Origin of the sequence: Mesosutterella porci (genome assembly GCF_022134585.1) — a bacterium.
GTDB classification, from domain to species: domain Bacteria; phylum Pseudomonadota; class Gammaproteobacteria; order Burkholderiales; family Burkholderiaceae_F; genus Mesosutterella; species Mesosutterella porci.
Window position 1 is genome coordinate 29,845 of sequence record NZ_JAKNCT010000010.1, and the last position, 26,517, is coordinate 56,361.

The 26,517-nt window shown below is 60.2% G+C and carries 22 protein-coding genes and 3 pseudogenes; 11 read left to right on the top strand and 14 right to left on the bottom strand.

Annotated features, from left to right (window positions below; genetic code table 11):
• Positions 1 to 172 precede the first annotated feature (172 nt).
• The 3 genes from MAF45_RS08640 to MAF45_RS08650 all read left to right on the top strand — a co-directional run bounded on the left by MAF45_RS08640 (position 173) and on the right by MAF45_RS08650 (position 3,700).
• Entirely contained in the window at positions 173 to 1,654 is a 1,482-nt protein-coding gene (locus MAF45_RS08640; RefSeq protein WP_237979242.1) for an ISAs1 family transposase, read from the top strand.
• A gap of 164 nt (positions 1,655 to 1,818) precedes the next feature.
• The gene (locus MAF45_RS08645; RefSeq protein WP_237979243.1) at positions 1,819 to 3,309 is read left to right on the top strand and encodes an FAD-dependent oxidoreductase; all 1,491 of its coding nucleotides are present in this window, start codon (positions 1,819 to 1,821) and stop codon (positions 3,307 to 3,309) included.
• A 37-nt stretch (positions 3,310 to 3,346) separates the two neighbouring features.
• Positions 3,347 to 3,700, top strand: coding sequence for a cytochrome c3 family protein (locus tag MAF45_RS08650; RefSeq protein ID WP_326520681.1), 354 nt, complete (start codon positions 3,347 to 3,349; stop codon positions 3,698 to 3,700).
• 420 nt (positions 3,701 to 4,120) lie between these two features.
• Here the strand turns inward: MAF45_RS08650 and MAF45_RS11410 are convergent, their stop codons facing one another.
• Positions 4,121 to 7,045 (bottom strand): YadA-like family protein, encoded by a 2,925-nt coding sequence (locus tag MAF45_RS11410; protein WP_237979244.1) that lies wholly within the window; start codon positions 7,043 to 7,045, stop codon positions 4,121 to 4,123.
• A 501-nt stretch (positions 7,046 to 7,546) separates the two neighbouring features.
• Positions 7,547 to 7,669, bottom strand: a pseudogene (locus MAF45_RS11465) (ESPR domain-containing protein); the annotation flags it as partial.
• A 1,055-nt stretch (positions 7,670 to 8,724) separates the two neighbouring features.
• Here MAF45_RS11465 and MAF45_RS08660 point away from each other — a divergent pair.
• Together MAF45_RS08660 and MAF45_RS08665 are read left to right on the top strand one after the other, a co-directional pair.
• Positions 8,725 to 9,174 (top strand): transposase, encoded by a 450-nt coding sequence (locus tag MAF45_RS08660; protein ID WP_326520682.1) that lies wholly within the window; start codon positions 8,725 to 8,727, stop codon positions 9,172 to 9,174.
• 261 nt (positions 9,175 to 9,435) lie between these two features.
• Positions 9,436 to 9,786 (top strand): annotated as a pseudogene (locus MAF45_RS08665) (transposase); the annotation flags it as partial.
• Positions 9,787 to 10,233: 447 nt separating this feature from the next.
• On the opposite strand, the gene MAF45_RS08670 reads toward MAF45_RS08665, so the two are convergent.
• Positions 10,234 to 10,965 carry a Crp/Fnr family transcriptional regulator gene (locus tag MAF45_RS08670; protein ID WP_237979247.1) on the bottom strand — a complete coding sequence of 244 codons (732 nt, stop codon included), beginning with the start codon at positions 10,963 to 10,965 and terminating at the stop codon, positions 10,234 to 10,236.
• A gap of 208 nt (positions 10,966 to 11,173) precedes the next feature.
• On the opposite strand from MAF45_RS08670, the gene MAF45_RS08675 reads away from it, so the two are divergent.
• From MAF45_RS08675 to MAF45_RS08685, 3 genes are all read left to right on the top strand, one after another.
• Positions 11,174 to 12,697 (top strand): FAD-dependent oxidoreductase, encoded by a 1,524-nt coding sequence (locus MAF45_RS08675; RefSeq protein WP_237979255.1) that lies wholly within the window; start codon positions 11,174 to 11,176, stop codon positions 12,695 to 12,697.
• Positions 12,698 to 12,798: 101 nt separating this feature from the next.
• A complete protein-coding gene (locus MAF45_RS08680; protein WP_237979257.1) occupies positions 12,799 to 13,950 on the top strand; it encodes a 2-hydroxyacyl-CoA dehydratase subunit D in 1,152 nt (383 codons plus the stop codon).
• Positions 13,951 to 13,970: 20 nt separating this feature from the next.
• A complete protein-coding gene (locus tag MAF45_RS08685; RefSeq protein ID WP_237979259.1) occupies positions 13,971 to 15,284 on the top strand; it encodes a 2-hydroxyacyl-CoA dehydratase family protein in 1,314 nt (437 codons plus the stop codon).
• A gap of 429 nt (positions 15,285 to 15,713) precedes the next feature.
• Here MAF45_RS08685 and MAF45_RS08690 read toward each other — a convergent pair whose 3' ends face one another.
• Genes MAF45_RS08690 through MAF45_RS08700 form a run of 3 tightly spaced genes read right to left on the bottom strand, consistent with a single transcriptional unit; the run spans position 15,714 to position 16,843 of the window.
• The gene (locus MAF45_RS08690) at positions 15,714 to 15,929 is read right to left on the bottom strand and encodes a hypothetical protein (protein ID WP_237979261.1); all 216 of its coding nucleotides are present in this window, start codon (positions 15,927 to 15,929) and stop codon (positions 15,714 to 15,716) included.
• Between the two features lie 3 nt (positions 15,930 to 15,932).
• Positions 15,933 to 16,199: a hypothetical protein gene (locus MAF45_RS08695; RefSeq protein ID WP_237979262.1), complete on the bottom strand. Its 267-nt coding sequence runs from the start codon at positions 16,197 to 16,199 to the stop codon at positions 15,933 to 15,935.
• The gene (locus tag MAF45_RS08700; protein WP_237979264.1) at positions 16,193 to 16,843 is read right to left on the bottom strand and encodes a porin; all 651 of its coding nucleotides are present in this window, start codon (positions 16,841 to 16,843) and stop codon (positions 16,193 to 16,195) included. Before MAF45_RS08700 ends, MAF45_RS08695 begins: the two co-directional genes overlap by 7 nt.
• A 459-nt stretch (positions 16,844 to 17,302) precedes the next feature.
• On the opposite strand from MAF45_RS08700, the gene MAF45_RS08705 reads away from it, so the two are divergent.
• Positions 17,303 to 17,800 (top strand): GNAT family N-acetyltransferase, encoded by a 498-nt coding sequence (locus MAF45_RS08705; protein ID WP_237979266.1) that lies wholly within the window; start codon positions 17,303 to 17,305, stop codon positions 17,798 to 17,800.
• Between the two features lie 124 nt (positions 17,801 to 17,924).
• Here the strand turns inward: MAF45_RS08705 and MAF45_RS08710 are convergent, their stop codons facing one another.
• The 3 genes and pseudogenes from MAF45_RS08710 to MAF45_RS08720 form a co-directional block, all read right to left on the bottom strand.
• A complete protein-coding gene (locus MAF45_RS08710) occupies positions 17,925 to 19,454 on the bottom strand; it encodes an FAD-dependent oxidoreductase (RefSeq protein WP_237979278.1) in 1,530 nt (509 codons plus the stop codon).
• 173 nt (positions 19,455 to 19,627) lie between these two features.
• The gene (locus MAF45_RS08715; RefSeq protein WP_237979280.1) at positions 19,628 to 20,350 is read right to left on the bottom strand and encodes a Crp/Fnr family transcriptional regulator; all 723 of its coding nucleotides are present in this window, start codon (positions 20,348 to 20,350) and stop codon (positions 19,628 to 19,630) included.
• A 199-nt stretch (positions 20,351 to 20,549) separates the two neighbouring features.
• Positions 20,550 to 22,024 (bottom strand): annotated as a pseudogene (locus tag MAF45_RS08720) (FAD-dependent oxidoreductase).
• A 282-nt stretch (positions 22,025 to 22,306) separates the two neighbouring features.
• Between MAF45_RS08720 and MAF45_RS08730 the strand changes: the two are divergent.
• Positions 22,307 to 23,434, top strand: coding sequence for a porin (locus MAF45_RS08730; RefSeq protein WP_237979305.1), 1,128 nt, complete (start codon positions 22,307 to 22,309; stop codon positions 23,432 to 23,434).
• Between the two features lie 412 nt (positions 23,435 to 23,846).
• Here MAF45_RS08730 and MAF45_RS08735 read toward each other — a convergent pair whose 3' ends face one another.
• Genes MAF45_RS08735 through MAF45_RS08745 form a run of 3 tightly spaced genes read right to left on the bottom strand, consistent with a single transcriptional unit; the run spans position 23,847 to position 24,649 of the window.
• The gene (locus MAF45_RS08735) at positions 23,847 to 24,137 is read right to left on the bottom strand and encodes a hypothetical protein (protein ID WP_237979307.1); all 291 of its coding nucleotides are present in this window, start codon (positions 24,135 to 24,137) and stop codon (positions 23,847 to 23,849) included.
• Entirely contained in the window at positions 24,112 to 24,513 is a 402-nt protein-coding gene (locus MAF45_RS08740) for a hypothetical protein (protein ID WP_237979309.1), read from the bottom strand. Before MAF45_RS08740 ends, MAF45_RS08735 begins: the two co-directional genes overlap by 26 nt.
• Positions 24,476 to 24,649 carry a hypothetical protein gene (locus tag MAF45_RS08745; RefSeq protein ID WP_237979311.1) on the bottom strand — a complete coding sequence of 58 codons (174 nt, stop codon included), beginning with the start codon at positions 24,647 to 24,649 and terminating at the stop codon, positions 24,476 to 24,478. The genes MAF45_RS08740 and MAF45_RS08745 overlap by 38 nt, the downstream gene beginning before the upstream one ends.
• Positions 24,650 to 24,967: 318 nt before the next feature.
• On the opposite strand from MAF45_RS08745, the gene MAF45_RS08750 reads away from it, so the two are divergent.
• The gene (locus tag MAF45_RS08750) at positions 24,968 to 25,543 is read left to right on the top strand and encodes an NAD(P)H-dependent oxidoreductase (RefSeq protein WP_237979313.1); all 576 of its coding nucleotides are present in this window, start codon (positions 24,968 to 24,970) and stop codon (positions 25,541 to 25,543) included.
• 267 nt (positions 25,544 to 25,810) lie between these two features.
• Here the strand turns inward: MAF45_RS08750 and MAF45_RS08755 are convergent, their stop codons facing one another.
• Complete coding sequence (locus MAF45_RS08755) at positions 25,811 to 25,969, bottom strand: hypothetical protein (protein ID WP_237979315.1); 159 nt, start codon at positions 25,967 to 25,969, stop codon at positions 25,811 to 25,813.
• A 49-nt stretch (positions 25,970 to 26,018) separates the two neighbouring features.
• Positions 26,019 to 26,441: an alanyl-tRNA editing protein gene (locus tag MAF45_RS08760; RefSeq protein ID WP_237979317.1), complete on the bottom strand. Its 423-nt coding sequence runs from the start codon at positions 26,439 to 26,441 to the stop codon at positions 26,019 to 26,021.
• Positions 26,442 to 26,517 lie beyond the last annotated feature (76 nt).

Sequence of the window (26,517 nt, forward strand, 5' to 3'; positions counted from 1 at the left end):
TGAAACAAGCTTCCTGGCGCGGGAGAAAAGGCGGCGGTCAGGTGCCCAGGGCGAACGCATGAAAGACAAGCTCTAAAAAATGAAAATTTTGAAAACTCAAGGGATAGGCCGTGACTTTTATAAATATACATATAATATATATTATAATAGATCAAGATCATAGGAGGCCCCAATGCCCGTCGACCAGAAGATCCTGAAGCTGATTCCCGAAGGCTGCCGAGTGAACTGGAACGCCACCAACAAGCGCTACTACGTTTTCAAATCGAAGTACGTCTACGATCCATCGAAGAAGCGCGGGAAGGAGATCCGCACGCAGGTCGGCGTCGTGGTTGACGGAAAGTTTCAGTTCTCCAAGAGCTACCTGCTCAAGCAGCAGGTCAAGGAGCTGAAGGAGACAGCTGCCAAAGCCGCAGAGAAATCGTCTGCTCGAACGGAAAAGCAGACGGCCGCGGCCGCGGAAACGAAACCTGTGCCCGACGGCGTAAAGGCAGTGCTTGATTCCGCGTCAGAAGTCAAGGACAGTCGTCAACAGTCCAAGGTCGTATATCCGCTGGATTACGTTTATCTCATTTCGCTTCTTGCCAGTCTTTCGGGACAGACCAGCTGCGTGCAGATCGCCGATTTCTGGGCATCGAGCCGCGCGGCCTTGGAAGCGCTCTTCGATGATTTTCCCAGGGAAAACATCCCGCATGACACGGTCAGGCGTCTGCTGATGCTGATTGACCCGGCCGAATTTGCCTCGTTTTACAAACGCCTGGTCACCCCGCTGCTGGACCAATATCTCTCGCGCGTTGCGGCCGTTGACGGCCAGGCCGTTCGAGCAAGCCGTACGGAAAAAGCCGCCTCAGGCCGCTTTGTGCTGGCCTTCCATGATACGGAAAACGGAGTGGCGCTGTGCCAGAAGGTCGTGGGCGAGAAGGAAAATGAAATCACCCATGCGGCCTCCATGGTCGAAGGACTGGACCTGAGCGGGTGCGTTGTGACTGCGGATGCCATGAATACGCAGAGGAGTTTTGCCAAATCCCTGGTGGAAGCCGGGGCCGATTACTGTCTGGCGGTCAGGGAAAATCAGAAAACCCTCTGGTATGACATCCGGATGGCGTTTCTGGACGTCACTGAAACCCGGGCCAGGTCCTGGACGGGAGACGCCGCGCTGGAGCACGGCAGACTGGAGCGCAGGAGCGTTCGCGTCCTGCCGGGATCCGTGCTCGGGCCGGCGCAGTGCGGGCACTGGATTGGACTGGAGGAAGGCTGCATCATCGCAGCAGTGACCGAGTCAATAGACAAAAAGACCGGCAGAGAATCCAGCCAGGAGCGCTACTTCATCACCACGCTGCGCTGGGACAGCCGGCTGATTGCCGAGCAGGCCGCACGGGCGGTCAGGAGGCACCGGGGTGTGGAGAACGAGCTGCATTACGTCCTCGACGTGAATTTCCAGCAGGACCGAACGCAGTGCAAAAATGCGAACTACCTTTACAACCGCGTCCTGCTCAACAAATTTGCCGTCGGAGTGTTGAACAAGCTTCAGAATGAAGAGAGCAAAGAATCAGCCGCTGAGCCCACAAGCAAAAAGCGTTGGATGAACAAACTGCACTCTGCTCAAACGGCTCTCGCCGCTTTAGCGAGGGTTTACCAGGCGGCTGTTCATGCGTAGGCCCTGTCAGGTACCTGAGGCTGTGGGAGGGGCGTGGCTTTTTCCGCGAGCCCAGCAGTACAATTTTCCTTTAGAATAGCAGATTTACGCCCGGTGCGGTGCAGAGACGCTGCAGGAAGGCCGCGCCGTGCGCCCTTAGCAGAAAAAAAGAAGGAGGAGAGAAGATGAAGCTCGATCTCACAAGGCGCTCGCTCATCGGCGGCGCGGTGGCGCTGGCGGCGGCCGGCAGCTTTCCGGCCCTGGCTGCTCCGGGGGCCCGCCGCGCGGCGCGGGCCGAGGGGCGGGAGTTTGACGCGGTGATCATTGGCGCCGGCTGCGCGGGGCTGGTTGCTGCGATCTGGGCCGCAGACCTCGGGGCGAGGGTGGCCGTGCTCGAAAAGCGGGAGCGGCCCGACGGGAACGCGATCTATGCGCTGGGGACACTCAACGCCTGGAATACGAAGCAGCAGAAGGCACAGGGCATCAAGGACTCGAGGGAGGCGTTCATCGCCGACATGATGAAGGTTTCGGCCGGCCGCGCCGACCGCAGGCTCACCGAGACCTACGCCGACCGCATCGGGCCGGACGTCGACTGGCTCGCCGATAAAATCGGCGTGAAGTTCGAGAAGATCCGGATGAGCCCTTGGCCGCGGCTCGGGCGCGGTCACCGCGTGACCAAAGGCGGCGGAACCGGGGGCGGCACGCTGGTGAAGACGCTGCTCAAGGCCGCGAGGCAGAGAAAAAACATTAAATTTTTCTTCGAGCATCCCGCGGTGAGGCTGCTCACCGACCGGACAGGCGCCGTGACCGGCGTGGTGGCGAAGGCCGAGGGCGGCCGCAGAATCTTCCGCGCGAAGGGCGGCGTGCTGATCGCGACGGGGGGCTTTTCCGCCAACCCCGAGATGACCGACATGTACATCGGGGGCTGGGCCTCGAGGCTTGCGATCCGAGGCTCGCGCAGCACCACGGGCGAGAACATCTCGCTCACGAAGCCGCTGCGCGCGAAGCTTGTCAACATGGACCAGTTCCACGCCGGCCCCATCGTGGCCGAGACGCATGTGAATCCCGCCGACGTCCTCAACTCGATGCGGGGCATCATCGTGGATCTGCGCGGGCAGCGCTTCATGAACGAGCAGAACACCTATGTGATCAAGGCGAAGACCTGCGCCGAGAAGACTATTGAGAACAAAGCGTTCGCCATCGTGGACGCGGACTGCCCCGTGCTGGGCACCACGATCCCGAAGTTCGAGCGCCTGCATAACCCCTACGGCAAGGCCGACTCGATCGAGGAGCTCTGCAAAAAGGTGGGGCTGCCGCCCGAGGCGACGCGAGCATCCGTCGATGCCTTCAACCGGGCGGTTGAGGCCCATTCGCTTGAAAAGCTCAATCCCCCCAACACGTACAGGAAGCCCGCGAAGATCGAAAAGGCCCCGTTCTACGCGATTCCGTTTGAAGGCGGCATGACGGCTACCTTCGGCGGCCCGCTCATCAACACGAAGGCCGAGGTCCAGGATCTGGACGGCAACACGATTCCCGGGCTCTACGCGGCGGGTAACGCCGCCGGAGGCCTGTTCTTTCGCGACTACATCGGCGGCTCCCAGCTCGGGGGCGCGACTGTCTTCGGCCATATCGCGGCCGAGCAGATGGCCGCCCGGGCGAAGGCCGCGAAGATCTGAGCCGCAGCGGCGCAGGAACATATAAGAAAAGGAGAACATGATGCTTAGGAAACTCACTGCTGCCCTGCTGGCTGCCGCGGGGCTCGCCTTTGCCGCGCAGGCCATGGCCGCGGACGGCCCGTATCTGGCCGACCGCCATGTGGCCCGCGGCGCAACATGCGAAAGCTGCCACGGCGTGAAGACGCCCGCTCCCGGCTCCAGGGTGAAGACGGAGAAATGCCTTGCCTGCCACGGCTCCTATGAGAAAGTGGCGCAGAAAACCGCGGCCATGAAGATGAACCCCCATGACTCGCATCTGGGAGAGGTGAAGTGCACGGCTTGCCACAAGGGGCACCAGAAGCCTGTCCTGATGTGCAATGACTGCCACAAGTTCGACATGCAGCCAAAATAAGGAGGGTCGAAAGGCTGCGGCCCCTGTGAGCTGCGGTCTTTCGATGTGTGGGCCGCAATCCCGGACCGGGCTGGCCTGAGCACCAGAGACGGCACCGTGCCAGTCGGACACGGTGCGGGTCGCTCAGCCGGGGAAAGAATTAATTTTAAAAGGCCTTTCCTGTTTTTTTGTCCGAGCGCTCCTCGGGGCCCTGCGAGGTCCCGAGGAGTTTTTTTAGTGCCGGCGGCTGAACCGGGCCATGCCCGGACCGCGCAGGATGAACCCGCAGGGCAGAGTCCAGAAGAGGCTCTGAGCCGGACAGAATAAAGAATGGCCCTTCAGATAAAGATGTCTGAAGGGCCTGTGAACCTCTGCCGGGGCTGCGTAATCCGAAAGTTCCGATTCGGATGGAGCAGCCCGGCAGGCTGTTTTGCCTTTTTGTTACTTGGCGGCAGTCAGCGAGTCCACCTTCGATGCCAGAGCGTCGAACTTCGTCTGCAGAGCCGCAAGCTTGGCCTCGAGGGCGCGGTTCTTCGCTTCGGCTTCTGCGAGCTTCGCCTGGCTGTCGGCCGGATGCTTGTAGCTGCCGCCGAAGCGGTAGGAAACGCCCATGTTCACCATGTGGCTGTCCGAAGCCGACGCGGCGTAACCTGCCGAAATCAGCAGATTGCCCGTGTCGGTCGGATACCAGAAGGCGCCGATCGACACGCCTTCCCTGCTCTTGTAGTGACCGAGGCCCGCGGAGATCGAGAACCTGTGATCAGGATCGAAATCGAGCGGGTGCAGCGCGGCCAGGGCGGCGGCTGCGGCGCCGGCTTTGTCGATGTCCTCATTGAGGTTGTCGATGCGGCGGTTCGTGGCCCAGAGCTGGCTGCCGACTACGGCATCGGTGGAGTCCTTGGAGAGGGTTCCCGGAGCGAGGTTGGTGAACTGAGCTCCGCCTGCGTCGACCTTGCCGTCGGTCATCACGATGCTGGTCGAGCCGACCGTATGCGTGATGGACTGTCCAGCCTGCTGGACAATCGTCGTGCTGGACATGTTGCTGATGGATCCAGCAGTGACTCCGTAAGCTCCGGTGACGTTGTTGGTCAGATTGCCGCCGACCGTGTTGGTCAGATCGCCGACCGTCGTATTGGCGATTGACTGGGCGCTGTTGGTGATGGCGCCGGTGACACGGTTGTCAAGATTGCCGCCAATCGTAGCGCTCTGATTGCCGGTAATGGTGATCGTCCGGTCGCCGGTGACATTGGTCGTCTGGCCGCCGTTGTAGTTCTCCGTCACGAGACCGGTCACGGTCTGCGTGAGCGCACCGCCCACCGTCGTGGTCTGATCCTTGGTGACGCTGGTCACCTGGGAGCCGGCCACCTTGGTCTCCATGTCAGACTTGAAGTCCTCGGTGACCTTGCCGGTGACGGTGTCAGTCCTGGCGCCGCCCACCGTCGTGGTCTGATCCTTGGTGACGCTGGTCACCTGGGAGCCGGCCACCTTGGTCTCCATGTCGGACTTGAAGTCCTCGGTGACCTTGCCGGTGACGGTGTCAGTCCTGGCGCCGCCGACCGTCGTGGTCTGATCCTTGGTGACGCTGGTCACCTGAGAGCCGGCCACCTTGGTCTCCATGTCAGACTTGAAGTCCTCGGTGACCTTGCCGGTGACGGTGTCAGTCCTGGCGCCGCCGACCGTGGTGGTCTGGTCCTTGGTGACGCTGGTCACCTGGGAGCCGGCCACCTTGGTCTCCATGTCGGACTTGAAGTCCTCGGTGACCTTGCCGGTGACAGTGTCAGTCCTGGCGCCGCCCACCGTCGTGGTCTGATCCTTGGTGACGCTGGTCACCTGGGAGCCGGCCACCTTGGTCTCCATGTCGGACTTGAAGTCCTCGGTGACCTTGCCGGTGACAGTGTCAGTCCTGGCGCCGCCGACCGTCGTGGTCTGATCTTTGGTGATATTGGTAACTTGGGCACCGCCCACAGTAGTGGTCTGATCCTTGGCGACGGAAGTGGTCAGGTTCGAGCCGTAAGTCTCGCTCACATCCCCAGCCACTTTCTCCGTGAGAGTGCCTTTGACCTCATTGCTCTGGTTGCCGCCGACCGTGTTGGTGGTGTCACCCGTCGAGGTATTCTCTATCGTTTGAGCAGCAGTCTTGACTGTGCCGTTCGAGGCCGTCAGCGTGATGTTTTCAGCCGTCTGAACGATAGAAGTGGAGGAAGATGTGCCGGCCACCGTCGTGCTCTTTTGGGCAGCACCGTTCTGAAGCGTGCTGGCCTCAGTGACGGAGTTGGTCCCTGCTTTGTCTGCCACCTTATTCGTGATGGAGGTGGCGGTCACAGCCGAGGAAGCGGAGTTGTCATCTTTGTCAGTCACAGAGAGGCTGACGTTGCTGGAAGAGGCGTTAAGGCCGAGCTGCGAGCTGTCGGAAGAGTCATTCAGCTTCAGTTCAAGACCGCTGTAGTCCAGCGAAGCAGATTCCGACTGAGTCGTGGAGGAAGACTTGTTCGAAATCTTGCCCTTATCGATATCGGTATAGTTGTCGTCTTCATGTCCGACATGAACCTTGTCGGTGTTGAAGGCTCCTGTTACAGTGAGATCGCGGGTGGTCGTCGTCCCTGCGACGGTCATATTATTGACCCCAGTCACATTCCCATCAGAGGAGACGTTGACGGTTCCAATGCTTCCGCTTGTAGCGGTCAGTTTATTGACGCCGGAGACGTTCCCGTCAGAAGTGATCTGCACGGTTCCCAGCTTGCCTCCGTTTGTACTGGAAATGGTATTTGCGCTCAGGGTGTTGACGCCGCTTACATTACCGTCAGAAGTGAAGCTGACAGCCCCGATGCTTCCGGTGGCAGCCGTCATCTTTCCGGTAGCTGTGATGCTGCCGTCAGCAATGGAGACGTGCTGGGTCTCATTGCCGAAGTAGCCGGTCTTGCCCTTGATTTGCCCGGTAGCCGTGAGATCGCCGTTTACCTGTGTGTTATTAAGAGTTGTGGTACCGGCGACCGTCAGGCTACTTTTGAGATTAGTGGCGCCGGTGACATCGAGCGTACTGGTGAGTGTTGTCTCTCCGGCTGAAAGAGCCCCCGTAACGGCGGCGGAGCCCGCCTGAAGTTTGCCGCTGACTTCAGCGGTTCCGGCCTGGAGGTCGCCCGTGGTCTTGATGGTTCCTGCACCGGCGTCAAGGCTGGAGACTGTGGTCGCTCCCGCGTCCAAAGTCCCCTTCAACGTAAGGTTATCAACAGTCGTTCTGGCGCCGGAGCTTCCTCCATAGGACAGCTGGCTGGTTGTCGAATCGTACTGGACGGCGTCCAGTGCTTTGGTCTTGATGTCTGCGAGAGTGGTTCCGTCGACTGTTGCGTCACTGTTGATGCTGGTCACTGTGGCTGCGCCGGCGCTCAGGTTTCCGGTGGTCCTAATGTCTCCGGAGCGGGCATCTAAGCTGCTAACAGTAGTTTGACCGGCGCTCAAAGCTCCAGTAACTGTAGCAGAGCCGGCCTCCAATGAATTTTTGATTACGGCGTAACCCCCGGACAAAGTCCCCGAGGTTTTGATATCGCCCGAAGTGTCAATTGTCGTGGCCGTCAGAGCTCCCAGCTCGGCGTCGTCGCCCTTCGAGATGAGGTCGGAAGCCTTTTTAGTGACCGTGGTGTGTTCACCACTTTTGAAGGTAATGGACTGGGACTGGCCCCGCGGATCCAAGGTGACGGAATTGTATCCAGATTTGTCTTGAATAACCGTGACCCCGGTTCCCTCCTCGACTGAGATTAAAGTTTTTCCGCTGACCGGCCCATCACCCTCCTCAATAATAGCAATGCCGTCAGTTGTATCTTTGATCTGCGCGGCATAAGACGTACCCACCCCCATACCAGTTGCAGCAATCCCTCCAAGAAGAACTGCTGTCGCGGCTTTGCGGGCGGCCTTCTTGTGCGATCTTGCAAATTCGCTGGCGACGACAAACATGTTTCGGGAGGTGTCCCAGACAACTCTATAGATTTTGTTCATATGAGAAAGCTCCTTTGATTTGGTTTGAGAAAAACGATCGGAAATTCTCTGGGGACTGAATCGAGTCCGTCCGCACGTACACCTTGCGGAAAGAGCCGAAATAAAGACCGTCGGAAAATTCGTTGTAGTGCTCAAGTGCCAGGGAGGTAGTAGAGGACTCCCCTTGACCCCTGCACTGGCGGGGTCTTGAAACGGATGAACTGCTGTAGGAATGCTTGCGGCTGATGCATGCGCCGGAAGGAAGGCGGAAAGGAGACTGCGCGGGACGTGAAAATGAGAGCGGCAGAGAGAGGGTTGCGTCTGGAAGCAACGACGTGCATCCGCGCGGGGCGGGGTCTGGTGGTTTGCTTTGACTCCCAGCGGGTCTCAGTAAGCCGTGTTTCACGTCAAATCCTTTCTGTGTATGGAGGGCAGGGCCGGCGGGGTCCCCCCCTAGCCGCTGCATTTCCGGCTTTAAAAGGTGATGAAATCCCAGCGCTTGCAAAACAAGTGTAGTTAAATAACACTTAAAAACTGTTGATTGCGATCAAAAAATAAATTTTTCTTAAAAGGAATTTCCCTCAAAAGTAAAACGGGTGGATAGCGGGAAAAAATGATAATCGATGCAAATAAATTTAATTACTTTAACGAATTCCAAGAAATAGGTTCTTCAAGGAATAGCGGGAAGAACTACCTCAAATCGAATATCGCTCTCGCTCGCAAACAGCCTGCAGCGAGCCATTTGAAGCGTTTTCCGGATCAGGGAATTCGGGACTAGAAAAAGGACAAAAACAAAAGGCGGTGAACGCCGTTAAGGTCATTGAAGTCACCACACTGTCAATGTAACGACGCCACCGCTGTGTCCGGTTTAACAAATTCATCCCTGCCGCCTAAACTCGATTTTCTCTCCCAGCTCCGTTGCCCCGGTTCTTTCATCAAAGACATGAAACGAGAAGCGGACGGAAGCATTCACATCTACTTGGAACCTGTGTGCGAAGCAGTCTGCCCCGCTTGCGGTAAACGGTGTTCCTCAATTCACGAAAGCACGCGACGGATTGTGAGAGACGCGGGAACGCGTGTACGTTCACTTTGAAGCCCGGCGGGTTCAATGCAGCTGCGGCTGTCATAGGACGGAACGCCTGCCCTGGGTCAGCCAGCGATCCAGGCTGACGAATCTGATGATCGCTAACATCCAATCCCTGCTCCGGCTCCGTGTGTCCACCAACGATGCAGCCGCCCACTGCCGCCTGGGCTGGGACACGGTCAAGGCTTGTGACAAGGTTCGCCTCAAGCATTTATTCCAGAAAGTTGGTTTCACCGGTGTGAAACACCTGGCCATTGACGAATTCGCCGTCCATAAGGGACATCGGTACGCAGCGGTCGTCATGGATCTGGACACAGGGCGCATCCTGTGGGTAGGAAAGGGAAAAAGCCGCAGAGACGTGGAGCCCTTCTTTGAACTCCTGCGGCAACACCACGCCTCCGGCCAGATCCAGTCCGTATCCTGCGGCATGAACGCCGCATAGCCTCGGATGGTGAAGGATCACCTGAAGGGGCGGCCGTGGTCTATGACCTTTTCCAAGTCATGGCCAATTTTATCAAGGAGGTCCTGACTGAGGCCAAGACCGTCATCCGTGAGCAGATACGGAAGGAACTTCGTAAAAACAGCAAAATCCGGGAGAACGAGGAAACGAGGAAAAGCAGAGCCGGTCTGGTCAGGAAGCTCTCCGATTTGAAAAGCGCGGAATGGGTGCTTGCGCGGCGGCCGGACGATCTGCAGGTCGACATTGAACCGTCTGAAGGCCGACAACGGGCTGCTGGCTTCCCTCTACCCGATTGCCGATTTAATCCGAAGAATATGGTGCTGCCGTTCGGAGGTTCTGGCTCGTGAGGCATTACAAAAAACAAAAAACCTGCTGGAGGCTGCAGCTGAGAAACATGATTTCAGTCCGGCACGGAGATTTGCCAAAAGGCTCGGCCGCCGCGCAGAAGGCATTGTCAATGCCGGGAAGTTCAAACGGGGTACCGGCCCTCTTGAAGGAGCGAACAATGCGATCAAAGTGCTCAAGCGAATGGCATACGGCTTCAGAAACTTTGAGTATTTTGTACTGAAAATCAAGTCCATTTTCCCCGGAAGGAACCTGTCTCCATGGAGAAGCCTTCCAGACTATGCCGCTGTGTTGAAATCAGGGCTGTGGGTACCAGCTTTTCCCGGTATACCATGAAGAACCAAAAAATAAAAGGATGCTTGGAAGAGCTTTAATTTCTCGATGTATAAGCAAAATCTTTAAATGATGTATGCAATATGCTTATTTGACGAGGAAGGGGCCGCCGCAGAGGCTGGACAATTGAGATTGAGGCGCAGGTGCGCAGACTCTCTTTCTTTCTCGAGTCCGCTCTCCCGTCTTGAGGCGGGCGCCCAAGCCTCTGCCGGAGATCGGCGCTCCGTTTAGGAAAGCAGCGGCCTTTGTGTTTAATGGTCAGAGGCTCTGTTCAAGGCTTTTTCCACGGAGAAAAGAGAGCCTTTCGCACAAGGATGCCGGCGGCTGGCGGCCCGGGGCGCGGGCAGGAGAGGAGCCCGGCGGTCAGGCCGCCCGTGTCCGGGCGATCTCCCGCAGATTCTTGTTTCCCCTGATGGGATCGAAGAGCGAGGAGTGCACGAGCAGCATCCTGCCGTCTTTTTTAAGAAGTCCCTCGGAGCTCCACTGGGAGAACAAGCGGCTCACCCAGGAGCGGTTGCTTGAGACAACGGTCGCAAACGCGGTCACGCTGAGGGGCACCGGAATCGGGTTCCAGCCGCCCTCGGAGAGCCGGTAGTAGGCCTCGATGAGCGAGTAGAGCAGTACCCGCAGCCGCATCTCGACAGGCAGCGTGTAGTTGCAGATCATGCCTTCCATCGTGCAGTGGTGCTTCCAGATGCAGGAGCGCATGGCCGTCTCCATGAGGGAGGTCGAGCTCCGCAGGGCCGACACATACTCGCAGTGGTCAAGGCTGAGCGCCTCGACGGGCCGCACGCAGGCGGCGTTGATCGGGAAGGCGACCGGTCTGTCCGGGCAGGCCGCTGCGTCGAACTCCCCCACGCAGCGCCCCGGCAGCAGGATGTTGAAGACCTGAAGCCGGTCGCCGGCGTCGTAGTAGCCGAAAAGGACCACGCCCTTCGTGAGGAGATGAACGGCAGCCTTCTCGATCCCGTGGGGAATCATCTCGCCGAGCGAGAAGCGGACGGGTTTTCCCTTTGAACGGAAGATGTCCTGGATTTCCCGGGGCTCCTCGGGCATGACCCAGGGGGCGGTCTGAAAAATAGTCTGTTCAAGCAAGGTTTTCAAAGTCAAAGTGCTGCAAAGAAGCCTTTTGGAAATCTAGCCTAAAAAAAGAAAAGGATCCATCCCCCGGCACCCGCAGGAGCCCGAAACCGTCTGCCAGGACACAGTGGCTTCTTCAGTGTGTGCTGCCGCACGGCTCCGGAAAAGGGCTCTGCCTAAGATTTCATTCATCCGAAGTAGTTCTTTTGAAGGGGGAGGGGAGATGAAGAGAAGAGGTTTTCTCAAGCTCGCGGCGGCAGGAGTGCTAGGGGTCTGCGCGTCTGTTCCCGCCTGGGCCGCGGCCCAGGCGGTTTCGGCAGACGTGGTTGTGGTCGGGGGCGGCGGCTCCGGGCTTGCGGCCGCGGTCCGCGCTGCGGAGCTTGGCGCAAAGGTGGTGCTGCTTGAGAAAAACGGGGTGGTGGGCGGCGGCGCGGCTTTCGCCGAGGGGCTCTTCGGCATCGAGTCGCGCTGGCAGAGGGCGAAGAACTACGGGCTTTCCATCCCGCATGCGGCCGAATACCTGCAGCGCTTCGATCACTTCAAGTCCGATGCGAAGTTCCGCAGGCTCTACCTCGAGCAGTCGGCCCCGACCCTGGACTGGGTCGCTCAGCACGGCGTGAAGTTCGAGGCCATCCAGGTGAGCCCCTCTGAAACCCTCACTTGGCACGTGATCGGGCAGTACAAGGGCGACCAGCACGGGGCGGCCTACGTCCACGCCCTTGCGGACTCGGCCGCGAAGCTTGGGGTGAAGACCTTGCTGAGCACGCCGGCCAAGAGCCTCATCATGAAAAACGGGCGCGTGGCCGGCGTGAAGGCTGAAGGTGCGGCGGGCGAGCTTGACATTTCGGCCTCTTCCGTCATCCTCGCCACCGGGGGCTTTGGCGACAACCCGGAGCTGGTCCGCAGCCTCTTAGGCTACGATCCCGCACGCGTGAAGTCGAGCGTCCCGCTGCATAAGACCGGCGACGGCTTCCTCATGGCGAAGGCCGCAGGAGGCGCGCAGACCGCGGCGACCGCGGTCATGCATCCCGGCACCGAGGGCAGGGGCATCAAGTTTCTGAGCAATCTTTACGTGATGAGCTGGCAGCCTGCAAACCTCTGGGTGAACGATCATGGCGAGCGTTTCGCCCCCGAGACCCTTTCATTCGAGTTCGCCCTGGCCGGCAATGCGATCGCCTCGCAGCTGCACAGCGAAGGCTGGGTGATCTTCGATGACGCCGCGATCGACTACATGAAGACCCAGGGCGCCGACGTCGGCGTGGGCGTCATCATCCCGACGATGACCAAGCTGCCCAACATCCGCAGCGAAATCAATGCGGCGATCGCTCAGGGCAGCGACGCCGTGAAGTCGGGGGCCACGGCCGAGGAGCTCGCCCGGGCCATCGGCGTGCCGCCCTCCGCGCTCAAAAAGACGCTCGAGACCTACAACCGCGCGACCGAGGAGAAGTACGACGGCGAGTTCTTCAAGCTCACGCAGTGGCTGCGCCCGATCGGAAAGGGCAGGCTCTACGCCCTGAGGCTGCGCCCCTACTGGTTCTGCACGCTGGGCGGCACCCGCACCGACCGCAGCCTGCGCGTGGTTGACGGCGACGACCGGCCGATTCCAGGACTTTATGCGGTCGGGGCCGAGACGGGCCGGATGTACGGCGACACCTACACCACCTGGACCTCGGGCCATCTCTTCGGCTTTGCGGCCTGGTCGGGCAAAGCGGCGGCCGAGACTGCCCTGAAGGATATGGGGAAATGAAAAGGAAGCGGAGGCGCGTCCTCCGCTTCTGAAAAAAAAGACCCGCCGTCCCCGAAGGGCGCTCTGCGCTCCTCCCGGGCGGCTTCTCGCAGGAGAAGGACATGAGACAAAAAGCCATACCGGCGCTCGAGACCCTGATGTCGGCGGCCCGCACCATCGGGAACCCTTATCTGGAGCGCGCGAAGAAAGCAGGCCGGAAGATTGTCGGGGTGCTCTACGACGAGGTGCCCGAGGAAATCATCAGCGCGGCGGGCGCCGTCCCCGTGCTTCTGCGGGGCACCGGCTCGGACGGAACCGAGCTCGCGGACCCGTATTTCAGGGAGCTCACCTGCGGCTACACCCGCCACACCTTCAACGAAATCCTGAATGGAAAGTGGGACTTCCTTGACGGCGCGGTGATTTACAACAGCTGCGACCACATGCGGCGCATCTATGACAACTGGGTCCGCAGGCCCGTCTCCCCTGTCTACAGCTTCATCTATGCTCCGAAAAAGGGCGGGGAGCTGGCCAGGCGCTTCTATGCGGAGCAGATCCGCGACTTCCTGCACAGAACCGAGGAAAGGTTCTGTGTCACCCTCAATGAGGAGCGGTTGGGCGCAGCGATCCGCCTGCACAACGAAAAGCGCCGCCTGCAGCGCGAGCTCTATGCGATGCAGAAGGGCAGGCGCATCGCCCTTACCGGCACGGAGCTCCTGCTCGTGATGATGGCCGGGAAGTCCCTGCCGGTTGAAGACTACAACGCGCTGCTTCGGAAGCTGATCGCTTCGCTCAAGTCGTGCGCCGAAACGTTCGAGCCCGGGGTGCGGCTTCTCTACATGGGAGCCCATGCCGACGAGCCGCTGTTCTTTGAGACGCTCGAGAGCGAGGGCGGCCAGATTGTGGTCGACAGCACGGGCTTTGGCGAGCAGTCCTGCGAGCTTGACGTCCGCGAGGACGCGGATCCGTTCGAGGCTCTCGTGAGCTACTACTTCGAGGAGACCCCCGCGGTGCCGCGCAAGTTCGGAACAGCTCCGGCGCGCGCCGGGCACCTGCTGCGGCTCGTGAAAGATTACGCGGTGGACGGCGTCATTGTGACCCGCCTTACGATGTGCGACCTCTGGGCCTTCGAGCAGTACATGCTGCGCCCGGTTCTCGAAAAACAGGGGATTCCGTCACTCGAGCTAGAGACGGACTACATCCTGCAGAACCGGGGTCAGCTCGCAACCCGCATCCAGGCTTTTGTCGAAAGCATCCGCAGCTCGCGCGGGTCCTGAAAAAGTGGAGAAACAAGAAAATGACAGCAAAGATTCCAGGCACGGAGCGAATCGAGGAGTACGTCACCCGCCTCACCGGGATGATCGACCAGATGAAGGCGCTGCCCGCCGAGCAGCAGAACCCGCTCGCGATTTTCCTGCTTGAGGCCCTTCGCGAGCGCGACCAGCGCGTGCTGCACGCGGCAGCGGCGGGCGAGCCCTTCATCGTGAGCTGGTACGGAAACCTGCCCGAGATCTCGGACTCGATGGGCATTGTCGACTACAACCCGATTTCCGACATCTTCTTTCACCTCGGAGTGACGAATCACGCCGACGCCTACGAGCTAGACAAGCTCGACTTCGATCCCCACGTCTGCACGCTGATCCGCTTCGGCATCTACGCGATGAAGCATCACCTGATGCCAAAGCCCACGGCTTTCGTTGCCATGGCCGAGCCCTGCGACGGGCAGCTCATGATCCATCAGTCCTGGGAGGAGATCGGAGCGGCGGCGGGCGCCCCCGTCTATCAGATCGATCCCACCTACGGGACGACCGAGCGGGACTACCGCTATGTCGCCGATCAGCTGCGCGAGCTGATCGCCTTCTACGAGAAACACTGCGGCGTGAAGTACAGCTTTGAAAAGCTCAAGGCCGTGGTTGACGAGACCAACGTCCAGTACGACCTCTGGAAGCAGGTGAACCAGTGCGCGTCGGCCATTCCCTGCCCGCTGCCCTCCTTTGCGGTGAACGACGCCTTCTGGTACCTGATGCAGCACCTGATCCCCTGCGGCGACAAGCGCGTCACGCAGGCGATGCGCGCGGTGCTCGACATGGCGAAGAAAAACGCGGCGAATCACGTCGGCGCGGTGCCGCACGAACAGATCCGCGTCTACTGGCCGGATCTCAATCCGCTCTGGGACATGAGGCTTGCCGACTGGCTCGCAAAGGAGTGGGGCGCCGTAGTGGTGGGGTCGTTTACCGGGCTCACGCCCTATGAGTGGATCGACACTTCGAGCGAAGAGAGCACGCTGCTCGGGCTTGCAAGAAGGGGCACGACCGAGGTGCCGATGATCCGGCAGGGACGCGGAACCGTCGACCTCTTTACGGAAGACCTCACGCGCGAAGTGCAGAACCTCAATGCGAACTGCGTGATCTTCCCCGGCCACATGGGCCACAAGGACCAGTCAGGCATCGCGAAGTTCCTGCGCGAGGCCTGCCGGGATCTGGACGTCCCGCTGCTCAGCATGACGACCGATCTGTTTGACTCGCGCTGCGAGAACTTCGACAAGATGACGAGCGACATCTCGAACTTCTTCAGCGCGCACGGCTGGAAGCCGCTTCGCGAGCAGCGCTGAGAACCGAGGGGCCCGGACCTGCCTTCAGGCAGTGGCCGGGCCCGCGCGGGAGAAGCTTAACAAGGCCTTCAGGAGATGCCAGGCCTCTCCTGAAGGCCTTTTCAGCACCTGCTTTCCCCGGGATGAAAACCGTTGCTCAGCCGGATGCGGTTCTGGGGTGCGCTGCCCGACGAGCCAGGGCAGACCCGGATCTGCTGAACCAGTTTCCCTTCCTCCAGCTCCGGCGTGGTTCTTTTAGAAGCGCTCTTTCCCTCGGGGGAGCAAACCGCAGCGGGACAGATCGTCCATGGCAGCCTCGGCTTCGGCTGCAGGGCTGCGCTAAGAGCGCAGGACGAGCGGCGGCCCTGCAGCCAAAGCTCGAATCTAAAGCCCCCGGTCGTCACCGGGGCTCTAAAAGCGGAAGGACTGCGGTTTGGCCGGCGGGTCCGGTCAAAAGTCGTGGCTGATGCCGGTAAACACCGTTTGAACGTCCTTGCCGCGGTAGTTGGTCTTGTAGAGGAAGTCCGTCGGGGCGAAATTGAAGTGCAGGGAGCAGTCGGTTCCCGCTTCGACCGCATAGCCCGCGTTGTCTTCATTGAAAACTGCCTGGATGCCGCAGTAGATGCGAGTGCGCTTGGAAAGTGGATAGTTGTACTTGGTGCCCACTGATCACGCATCGGCTTTTCTGCGAGACTGATTCTTGAAATAGGAGCCTGAAACCATCCAGAGGCCTCCCGCGACCGGGGTCGAAGTTCCGGCTTGGACCATCCAGAAGCTGCTGGATCCATTTTCTGCGGAGCCCCATTTCTTTTCAAACTGCAGCACAGGCCTCGTAAAGGCTAAGTCGTAGCTCATGGAGGCGTTGAGCCACTTGACGTCGTAGGGCTCATGGGAAATGACGGTTTGGATCCGGTTCTGATAAAGGAAGCTCACCATGACCGAGAAAGCGCCGTGGTCGAACTTCGCCGCATAGAGCTGTACAAATTTCCCCTGGTGCTCGATTTTGAGCCGCGACCGGCAGTCTGCTCGCCCAAAGACATGAAGAGGAAATTAGTGAGGCCTATCGAAGTGGGAAGAACATAGGAGAAAGGGTTGTTGATTCGGCTGAGCTCGCCGTTGTCGCCGCAGGTGCTCGCGGGACCTGCCATGAAGAAGCTCGAGTCCGAAGAGCCGATTGAAAGCCCTGTTGGGTCGTAGAAGAGGAAGGTGAGGAAGTGCGGCGTGTACTGGCGTCCAAACGAGAGCGAACCCCAGTAGCCGCGGATGCCGACGTCGGCCTCCCGGTCGAATAATGTACGGCCGTCGTTCGTCCCGCTGTACGAGCCTTGGTCGATGTAAAACGCGGTGTCAAGGTTAAAGAACACTTGGCTGCCGTTTTGAAGGTCTTCCACTCCTTGCATTCCGATGTGCGTCGCGTTGACGCCGCCGCTTGAAAGCGCGCTCGAGTACTCGCTGCCCATACGGTTGACGGCGATGAATGTGTCTACGGTGCCGTTGATCTTCAGGTAAGAGGAGGCTCCTGAGGAAGCGCTCACGGCAAGGACAGTCGCCGTAGCGAAGAACTTTGCGGCTTTATTCATCTAGCTCTCTTAGAAGACAAATTCTCCTAAATTAAAGTCTATAGAGAGGATTGATTTATCGATGTGTTTTGGTTAACGGCAGCTCAAGGAGCGTCCGCGGGGCAGCTGCACGGCCGATGGGAGAGAAAGTGCGGCAGCAAGCAAAAAAAACCGGCAGACTTTTTTACAAGGCTGCCGGAAAAACACATTCAAAGGAGAGTCCGCCATGCAGAATACTGCGGCTCGGGGCGGTGCCGATTCGCAGAGGAACGCTTGATTCCCATGCCTGAAACTATACCTGCGGGGCCTGCAAAAAACCTTTCTGAAGTGCAACCAAATGCGTGAATCGGAAACATTTTGGAAACAACCTCCTCCGGGGCCGCTGCGGGCTGGAGGCTTCTATACTGAGAAAGTACTTTATTCCGCCAAAGAAAACGGCCCGCGTTTTCCGGGGTCTGAAGTGAAGAGGAGAAAAGAACTATGGGTGGAAATTCCGCTGAAACGGCGGTGACGTTCCGGCAGGCGCAGAGAAAGGACGTGGGGGTCATCCTGCAAATGATCCGCGCGCTTGCGGCCTATGAGCGTCTGCAGGATCAGGTGACGGCCACCGAGGCGGTACTCGAGGAATGGCTCTTCGACAAAAAGAAGGCCAGGGTGCTTTTTGCCATGGCGGAGGGCCGGGAGGCGGGCTTTGCGGTCTATTTCTACAATTTTTCAACCTTCCTCGGCCGGGCAGGGATCCATCTGGAAGACCTCTTTGTCCTGCCGGAGTTCCGCGGCAGGGGGATCGGGCATGCCATTTTGAAGCGCCTGGCCGGAATCGCCCAGGAGGAAGGCTGCGGCAGGCTCGAGTGGACCTGCCTCGATTGGAACGAGCCCTCCATCCGCTTTTACTTGTCGCGGGGAGCGCGCCCGATGTCGGACTGGACGAACTACCGGGTGGAAGGCGCGGCCCTGAGAAAGCTCGCGCAGGAGTAGCGCGGGCCGCGTTCCGCCGGCCTTTCCCGGGAGGGGAGAGGCAATTCCGAGGGAAAACAAAAGCCGTCGGGGCTGTTTTTGAGTCCCGGCGGCTCCGTCTGCGCGGAGAGAAAGTTTCAGACGGTTACTTGAGCTTCAGATCCTTGATTGCCTGGGTGACGGCCGCGTGGCCGGACCAGGAGGAGAAGCCGAAGGCATTACCGGAGGTGAACACCGGGTAGGTGTCGCCGTAGATGCCGGATACGTCCATGCCGGTCACGTAAAGGCCGGTGATCGGCTTGCCGTTCGCGTCAAGGGCGTGCAGGTACTGGTCGACCACCACGCCGCCATAGGAGGTGAAGTGGTAGGGCTTCACGCGAAGCGCGTGGAACGGCCCCTTCTTGAGCGGGACCAGCCACTGGGCTTCCTTCTGGAAGGCGGCGTCGTAGCCCACTTCGCAGGCCTTGTTGTACTGCTCGGCCGCGGCCTTGAAGTTCTTTGCCGGAACGCCGATCTTCGCGGCAAGCTCGTCCAGGGTCGCGGCGCTCTTGAACCCGTCGGAATTGACGGCGTCAGCCGCAGCCATTTCCTTTCTGAGGTTGGTGAGCTTCTTGCCGGTCGGAATCAGGACGCCCACGCCGTTGTCGATGCCCTTGGTCTCGTAGAACTTCACCTGGTCTTCGTCGAAGATCGCCCAGGCGTATTGGCCGCGCTGCGCAATGAGGGCATTGCCGGTGTCGGAGAACTCGTGTACCACGGTCTCACGCACGAAGCGGTTGCCGTCGGCGTTCACCCACATGCTGCGCGGGGCCCAAGTGAGAGAATAGAGGTCGCCCAGGAACTTGATGCCCCTGCCCTCGGTGCCGGGATGCAGCATGAGTCCCACGGGTCCCGGGGCCGCGCCCGCTTCGCGGGCCATCACGATGCCGTCGCCCGTCTTGTTAAGGGGCGCGGTCGGCTGCACGAGCTTCGGGTTCACGTGCGCCCAGTCGCGCAGCTTCTCGGGGCTGTTGCCGTAGCCGCCCGAGGCGATCACGACCGCCTTCGCGCGGATCGTGTAGGTGTTGCCCTTGTTGTCCGCGGCCTTCACGCCAACCACCCTGCCGCCTTCCTTGATGAGGGACTTGGCTGGAGTGCTGGTGTAGATCTTGCCGCCGTGGGCGAGCACGTAGTCATTGAGCAGCTGAATGTAGGCCGCGCCGTGCTCCGTTCCCTTGTAGGGGCCGACGACGTGCCAGGAGATAAGCTCTGTGGTGGACATCTGCGTAAGGTTGAATTTCATCCCGTGGGCGGCGAGCCAGTCGAGGTTGCCGGCAGAGCCCCTAAGGAAGCGCTTCACCAAAGCGCCGTTCGCCTTGTAGTGTGTGAAGTCCATGATGCGGCCGTAGGCGTAGTCGACCGGCAGCGAGTAGTTCCTCAGCCTCTGCCACTCCGTCTCGGCACCGAAGAGCCCTTCGGCCAGGGCGGCGCCACCGCCGACGAAGGCGTTCTTTTCAAGCAGCACCGTCTTCAGGCCCGCGTCGACCGAGGCCGTGGCCGCAGCCATGCCGGCAGCGCCGCCGCCCACGACGACCACGTCGGCGGTCATGCGGTTCTCAGCTGCGCCGGCCGCTCCGGCCATCGCGATGACAGCTGCAGCCACCGCTGTTTTTGACAGAAATCTCTTGAAACTCATGGGTGAATCTCCTCTTCTGTGCTGTGCGGAAAGACGAGGGGAGCAGTCTCCGCCCGGCGCTTTCCGTCTTTTAAATAGAGGATATAAAAAGAGGCCCGCCTGGGCTGTCGCCTGAGCAACAGAAAGAAGGGCGGCGGGGAGATCTCCCCGCGCAAAAGGGGGGCTTAACGCTCTTATTTCTCCATGAGCCGAGCCCGCCTGGGCCCGTCGACTTCCCGGGTCCAGTCGTACTCGTTTGCGAAGAGGGTGCCGTGCAGCACCAGGCGGCGGCCGTCCCTGCGGGCGAGTCCCTTTTCCACCCAGCCGTTCACGATCGTGCTGATCGTCGAGCGGTTGGAGGCAACGATGTCGGCGATCTCAAAGGTCGTGAGGTTGAGCGGCAGTGGGTTCCAGCCCCGGGGCTTCAAGGGATAGTAGGTGCCGATGAGGGCGGAGAAAAGGGCGATCACACGCTGCTCGAGCGGGAAGGTGAAGTTAGCGAAAAGCCCTTCCATATGAGCTTCTTCCTTGGCGATCGCGCTGCGCGTATAGAGATAGAGCAGGCTGGGGTCCTTCAGGATTTCCCGCCGGTAGAGGTCGCCGGATACCGTGAGGACCTCGGAGGGCCGGGCGGTGATCGCGACGATGTTAAGATGGAACTCCGTAAGGGCATCCAGATCGCCGATCACGCGGTGGGGCGGCAGCAGGGCGAAGATCCGGTCCCGGTCCTCGTTGTCGGGAAAGGAAAAGAACGCCATGCCTTTTACCAGGTAGCTCACACCGCCCTGCTCCCCGCCGTGGGAGAAGAGGTGCCCTTTCGGAAGCTTGCGTTGGACGCCGTAGGTTTCAAAAATACGGGCCAAAGGTTCGGGCTCTTTCTGGTGGATCCAGGGACGGCTGAGAAAGACCTGACGCATAGGCTCTGCTCCATGAGTTGCTTTGATTCATCAAACGCGAGCATAATTGCGATCCGCTGTGGTTGCAATTTCGTTATTCCGGAGCGGCCCTGAGAGGGCCCCGGCCGGCTTCAGGCGCCGGGGCCGCTCAGGCTATGACCAGTTCTTTTCCTTTGCAATTTCCCGGCCGGTGATTCTGCCGTACACCAGGGACTCGGCGTTATTGCAGGCGCCCTGATAGCGCGCCCCACATGGACCCCAGCTCTCCGGCCGCGTAAAGGCGCGGGATCGGGCGCCCCAGAGCGTCCATCACCTGACCGCGGACGTTCTTCTTCGGCCCGCCCTGGGTGTTGACGAGGGTGGGCCGAAGGATCACGGCGTAGAAAGGCGGCTTCACGATCGGGGCGGAAACCGCGGAGCCGTCCCAGGCGTAGCTCTTTGTCTTGGTCTTGACCGGGCGCCCGAACTCGGTGTCGGCACCTTTGACGATATCCTCGTTCCAGCGGCGGACGGTTGCGGCAAGATTGCTTTCCGGAACGCCCAGAGCCTGCGCGAGGCCTTCGATGGTGTCGGCTTTTCTGGCGACGCCAAGCGACACTTCCTTGGAGAGGTCTTTGGACCACTGATGGCCCTCGCGGTTGATCGCATAGCCGGATCCCAGGGAGCTCGCAAGCGGCCCCGCCTTGAGCGCGTCGTTATCGAACACGAGATAGCAGGGGATACGGGGGTAGCAGTGGTTGATGGCGTCAATCAGTTCGTTGGAGAAGCGTCTGCCGTGCTGATCGACCCAGATCCAGGAGGGACCGCGCACGGAGCAGGACACCGAAGTCTTGAAGCCGGGATACTTTACGCCGAGGAAGGCCGAGTAACCGGACATGTGCCAGATTCTGGCATCCATGGACTGGGCAAGCCGCAGGCCGTCTCCAGTGTTGCCGGGGTTTCCGATCGCCCCGATGGAGGTGCCGAGCGTAAAGCTGCGCAGGCTTTCCGGATCAAACTCATAGCCGCCCGTGGCGAGAACTACTCCCTTGCGGGCGCAGATGTTCATATTTCGGCCATGGTTCAGGACCGTTGCGCCGACCACTTCGTCGCCGCGGCGAATGAGCTCGACGCAGCGCGTTTCGAGCATGAAGGGGATGCGGCGGGCAGTCACCGCGCCCTTGAGAACCACGAAAAGAGAGTCGCCGCCGCGCCTGGCGGCTCCGGGTCTGGCTCTTACGCGATAGCGCCTGATGGTTTCCTGTCCCGGAAGATTCATGAAGCCGGCGTAACCGTAGACCAAGGTTTTGACGCGGGGATCCAGCGACTTGAGGAAATCTTTCGTCTTCATGTTCTCGCGGCAGAAGACCCGCAGTAGCTCCTCGTCCATGTCCGAGCCAACGAATTTGTAAGTGCCCTTGCGATATTCGTAGGCTTTTTCCTCGTTGTCGGGGATCATGAAGCCGCCGGCGGCAACCGCCGTGTTGCCGCCTTCCTCCGCATCTTCTCGACAATGAGCACGCGGGCACCGGAGTCGTGCGCCGCAATGGCCGCGCAGGCTCCGGCCCCGCCGAATCCGATGACCAGAGCATCGGTCTCGCGGTCCCACTTTATGGATTCGTCGAGGGGCTTCGCCACGCTGCTTGCGGCAGGAATGGCCAGAGCGGATGCTGCGGCGGCCTTGAAGGCCGCTCGTCTGGATAAATCGACTGTCATAGGTACTTTCTCCTTTGTGCACGAGTGGCCTGGAATGCCGCCGCTCTCTGGCCACGCTGCCCCTGGCCCTTACTTAGGTAATTGGACTGGGATCAATGCAGCGAGGCTTCTTCCCGACAGCGTTCCGGCATCCGTTTCGGCCAAACCCGCAGTCCTGCCAAACTGTCGTCCAGACAACGCAGTTTCTTTCCGAATTTTCTTATCTTTACTTTGTCGGGATCAGGATGGGATCAGCCTGTCGGCGGATTCATTCGGGACTCCCAAACCAAAGGAGAAGACAACATGCGCAAATCACTCGTAGCCGCTGCCTGCGCGGCCGCGTTCGGACTGGGGGCTGCTGCGGCTCAGGCGGCTCCCTCTGTTTCTGTCTACGGGGCGATCGATGAATACATCGCCGTGAACAATGACAGCGGCACCGTGAGTTCGGCCCTGAGCTCCGGGGGCTCCACCGGCAGCTATTTTGGCTTCAAGGGAGAGGAGACTCTTGCGGTCTGGGGCGGCACGAAGGCCGTTTTCAAGCTCGAATCGGGCTTTCTTGCTGATGACGGCACCTATGCCCAGTCCTACGCCGGCAACACCAACAGGATCTTCCATCGCGAGGCCTGGGTGGGCCTGCAGAACCGCCACTTCGGTCAGATTTCGTTCGGCCGCCAGTACACGCCCCACTTCCTCACCTGGGCGATGAGCGACGTGAACGGGCTCTCTCTGGGCACCGCCTCGTCTCCCTTCTTCTATCCGGGCCCGGGTGCCACGATGGGCGGCTCCGACCCCACCAATGACGACCTGGTGCGCCGCAACAACTCGATCTTCTGGGCCACCCCGAGCTACGCGGGTTTCTCTGCCATGGCCTACATGGCCTTCGGTGAGGCGGATAAAACTTCGAGCTCGAACGGCAACGTCTACAACATCGCTCTGCAGTACGCGAAGGGTCCGCTCTTCATCATGGGCAGCGCCCTCTACCAGAACCTGTCGACCCCGACTCCGGGGTTCTATCGCACGGGCCGCGGCCACGATCAGTACTATGAGCTCGCCATGAGCTACGACTTCGGGTTCACGAAGCCCGCGATCCAGTTCGAATGGAAGGAGGGCGACGACACGGCGGCGCGCAACGACTTCTGGCTCGTGCAGATTGGAACGACTACTCCGATGCTGGGCGGCAGGCTCAACACCACCGCGGCCTACTACAAGAACAGAACACTCAAGAAGTCCGACGCCTACAGCTTCGGCGCGCGCTTTGACTATGACCTCTCCAAGCGCACGATGCTCTACGCGGGCGTTGAGGCCCTGATCCAGGAAGACAATGCGCAGTTCGCGATTGAAGCCGGCCCTGACAGCGCCGAACACTTCGCCACTAGCGCTCCGGGCAACGACACCCAGCAGGTGTTTGTGGGCATCCGCCACCGCTTCTAAGCCAAGCGCCTTTTTCGGCAGAGGACGTTCCTCGAAAAAGCCGCCGTCCCGGAGAGTGACTTCATTCTTCGCAACGGCGGCATTTTTAGTGCGCTCGGCATGAGCGCGTTCTAACGGGTGAAAGTCCCGAGTGCAGGAGACAGCCCCAAGCACATAGCCGGAGGCAAGGGTGTCCTCCGCGAGGCGGAATCTGAAGAAAGCCCGAGGCAAACCGCCGATCCGACGAACAGGAACCGCATAAGGCATACGAGAAAGGACGAGCCTGCTAAACAAGGTGAAGTCTCAAGCTGTCCGGATTCCGAGGTGTAAGTAAATGCGGCGGATGCATGGCGGGAAAGAACGTGTTCTTACCCGAGGAGATCTCGCGGACATGAAGCCTTCCGGTTCATGGAGTAAAGCTTGCCGCGAGAAGTCAGCAAAGGGCATAGTAGCCGGGGCACCAACCCGAGCGAGGCGGCGAACTGCCGGCTGTCGCGAAACGGGAGGCTTCCCCGCCGTGCGCGAGCAGCGCTCCGGCGCTTTTGACGCCGATGCCCGGGATCGTCATCAAACGTTTCGCATCATCGTTCTCTTTCACGAGCCTGTCATACTTTTGCCCGGCCTGCCGCTCGCGTTCCAAGGCCCGCAGCCAGCTGTCCCGAAGCTCCAGGATCGCTTCCCGGGTCAAAGGTGACAGCTCATCGGGGTGTTCCTCTATGAACACGGGCAGCTTCCCGGCAATGAAGGCTGCTTTTTTGGGGACTGTGAAGGCCGTATTCGAGCAGCAGGGCGTGGATCCGATTGCCAGGCTCTATGCGGATCTTCACATAGCCTTGATAAATGCGCTGCTGGACCTGGAGATCCTGCTGGGCCTGTGTTTCCGCGGCCACAAAGGTGATTCCCGGGATATACCAGGCCCAGGCGATGCAGGCCGCGTCAAGCATGTTGTTCTTCTGATGGCCGCCCCGGATGCGCTTCACGTCGCCCGGGTTCAGAAGCCGGCCGTCGTGCCCCGGCGCCTTGACCTTGCGGACGAAGCAGTGGCCCCGCCGCGGGCCTCCATCAGCACAACGGCGCGGGGCATGTTGAGAGCATCTCAAGCAGTTTCCTGTGTGGGATGCGGGGGCGTCTCAGCACCATCTTCCGGTCCTTGTCGCAGCCGACGACATCGCAATGGCTTTTGGCAAGATCAATGCCGATGACAACAGCGGGGTTGCCTGAGAAGGTAGAATTCATGGTGGAGCGCTCCTCTTTTTGGGATAACTCAGAAGATAACCCCGGGCGGGGTTATCTTCTGAGAAATAAGGGCGCTCCTTTTGTTTTCTAATGAAGGTTTCATGATGGATGGTCGCTGAATAATGCTCCGCTGCAGGGGCTGACCATCCCATTAAACAGGCCGCGAGGCCTGCCTGCCAGACCGGTACGGGCGGTGGTGTGAGAGGACGGCGGGCGAACCGCCCGTCTCCTACTCGATTGTCAAGGCTCAGGGGCTTTGAACAAAAGGATTAAATTCACGGCCGCAGTGCTGTGTGCATTTTTTGAGGAGCGGTTTTCATGAAGATTCTTATTATTGACAGCGGGCTGGCTTACGGCAGCGCCCAGGGCGGACTCAATCACCTTCTGGCCGATACGGCTCGGGAGACGCTTGAGGCGCTGGGGCACAAGGTGCAGATCACCCGGCTGCAGGATCCGTACGATCCCGAGAAGGAAAGACAGAAGATCCTCTGGACCGACGCCGTGATCTACCAGTTCCCGGTCTGGTGGATGGAGCCCCCGGCCGCCCTGAAGAGCTACGAGGACCGGGTGTTCGGCCCCGGCATGATCACGGGCGACGGGCGGCATCGCGACAACCCTGAATACAACTACGGCACCGGCGGGCTTCTCACCGAGAAGCGCTACATGATTTCAGCCACATGGAACGCTCCCCGTACGGCCTTCACGGACCCGAAGGAGTTTTTCGAGGGGCGCGGGATGGATGCCACGTTCTTCGGGCTTCACAAGGCGAGCCAGTTCCTCGGCATGAAGCCGTTGCCTTCCTTTGCCTGCAACGACGTCATGAAGAACCCGAAGACCGACTCCGACCTCGCACGCTGGAAGGAGCACCTGACCCGCGTGTTCGGAAAGGCCTGATGATCGGCCGGGGCAAGGGAAAAGTAAAAAATTGTGTACTGGATCGCTCGGGTATTGATTTTTCCTTAAATCCGAGTAAAGTACTCAAGTATGGAACGGGGCCCCATGTCTCCTGGGCCTCCTTCTGCGGGAGGAAAGAAAAAGCGGCCGGCGACGGCCCGCCTCTCCTTTCCTCCGGGTCAGTCTCCTAGATTTAAGCCTTCGGCTCTCTGCAGAACCGAAGGCTCTTTTTTTATGGGGGCGCGAAGCCCCGCCGGGTCTGCTTTTTCAGACGGCTTCGTAGGAGACGGAGAGCTCGCCCTTCCTGAACTTGATCTTCGTCACCCGGATCGTTCCGATCTGGGAGGTGTCCGCGATGTGCGTGCCCCCGCAGGGATAGGCGGGGGCTTTCCCAGGTGACGGTGCGCCAGCCCCGGCCGTCAACAATGCTCTGCCTGAAGGTCAGCTGCTCTTCGGCCGTCTTTTGCAGGAACGCCTAGATGTCCCGCGCCTCGGGCAGGGGCGGAGGACTGCCGGCATCCCGGGGCTTGAACACAACGCGGCTCTGGCCGGGAAAGTGGTCGCCCTTCTCCGCCAGCCAGCCCTGCGGCTCGAGCCAGGCGGAGAAGAGGTGGTCTGCGGAGTGCAGCCTCGAGTGCAGGGTCCGCTCGGCCTCATCGACCCGGGCGCGGACGCAGGAGCCCTCGGCAAGGGGGCTCGCCGCGGCATGCACGATGCCGCCCGCGCCGTCCTCGAAGACCGCCTCGACCGGCACGCTCGCGGGCGTGCCGCGGTCCGCGGGCTCGTCCCCGCCCTTCAGGTGGAAGGGCGTGCGGTTGAGCACGACCGCAAAGAGTCCTCCCTCAAGGGGGAAAGCAGGAGAGGACGCGGCAGTCAGCCTTAAGGCAGTCTGGCGCATAGTAAAGCCTTTCGGTGGGCATGGGTGCGGTCCTTCAGTGAGTAAAAAAAATCAGAAGCAGCAGGTCATTTTAAAA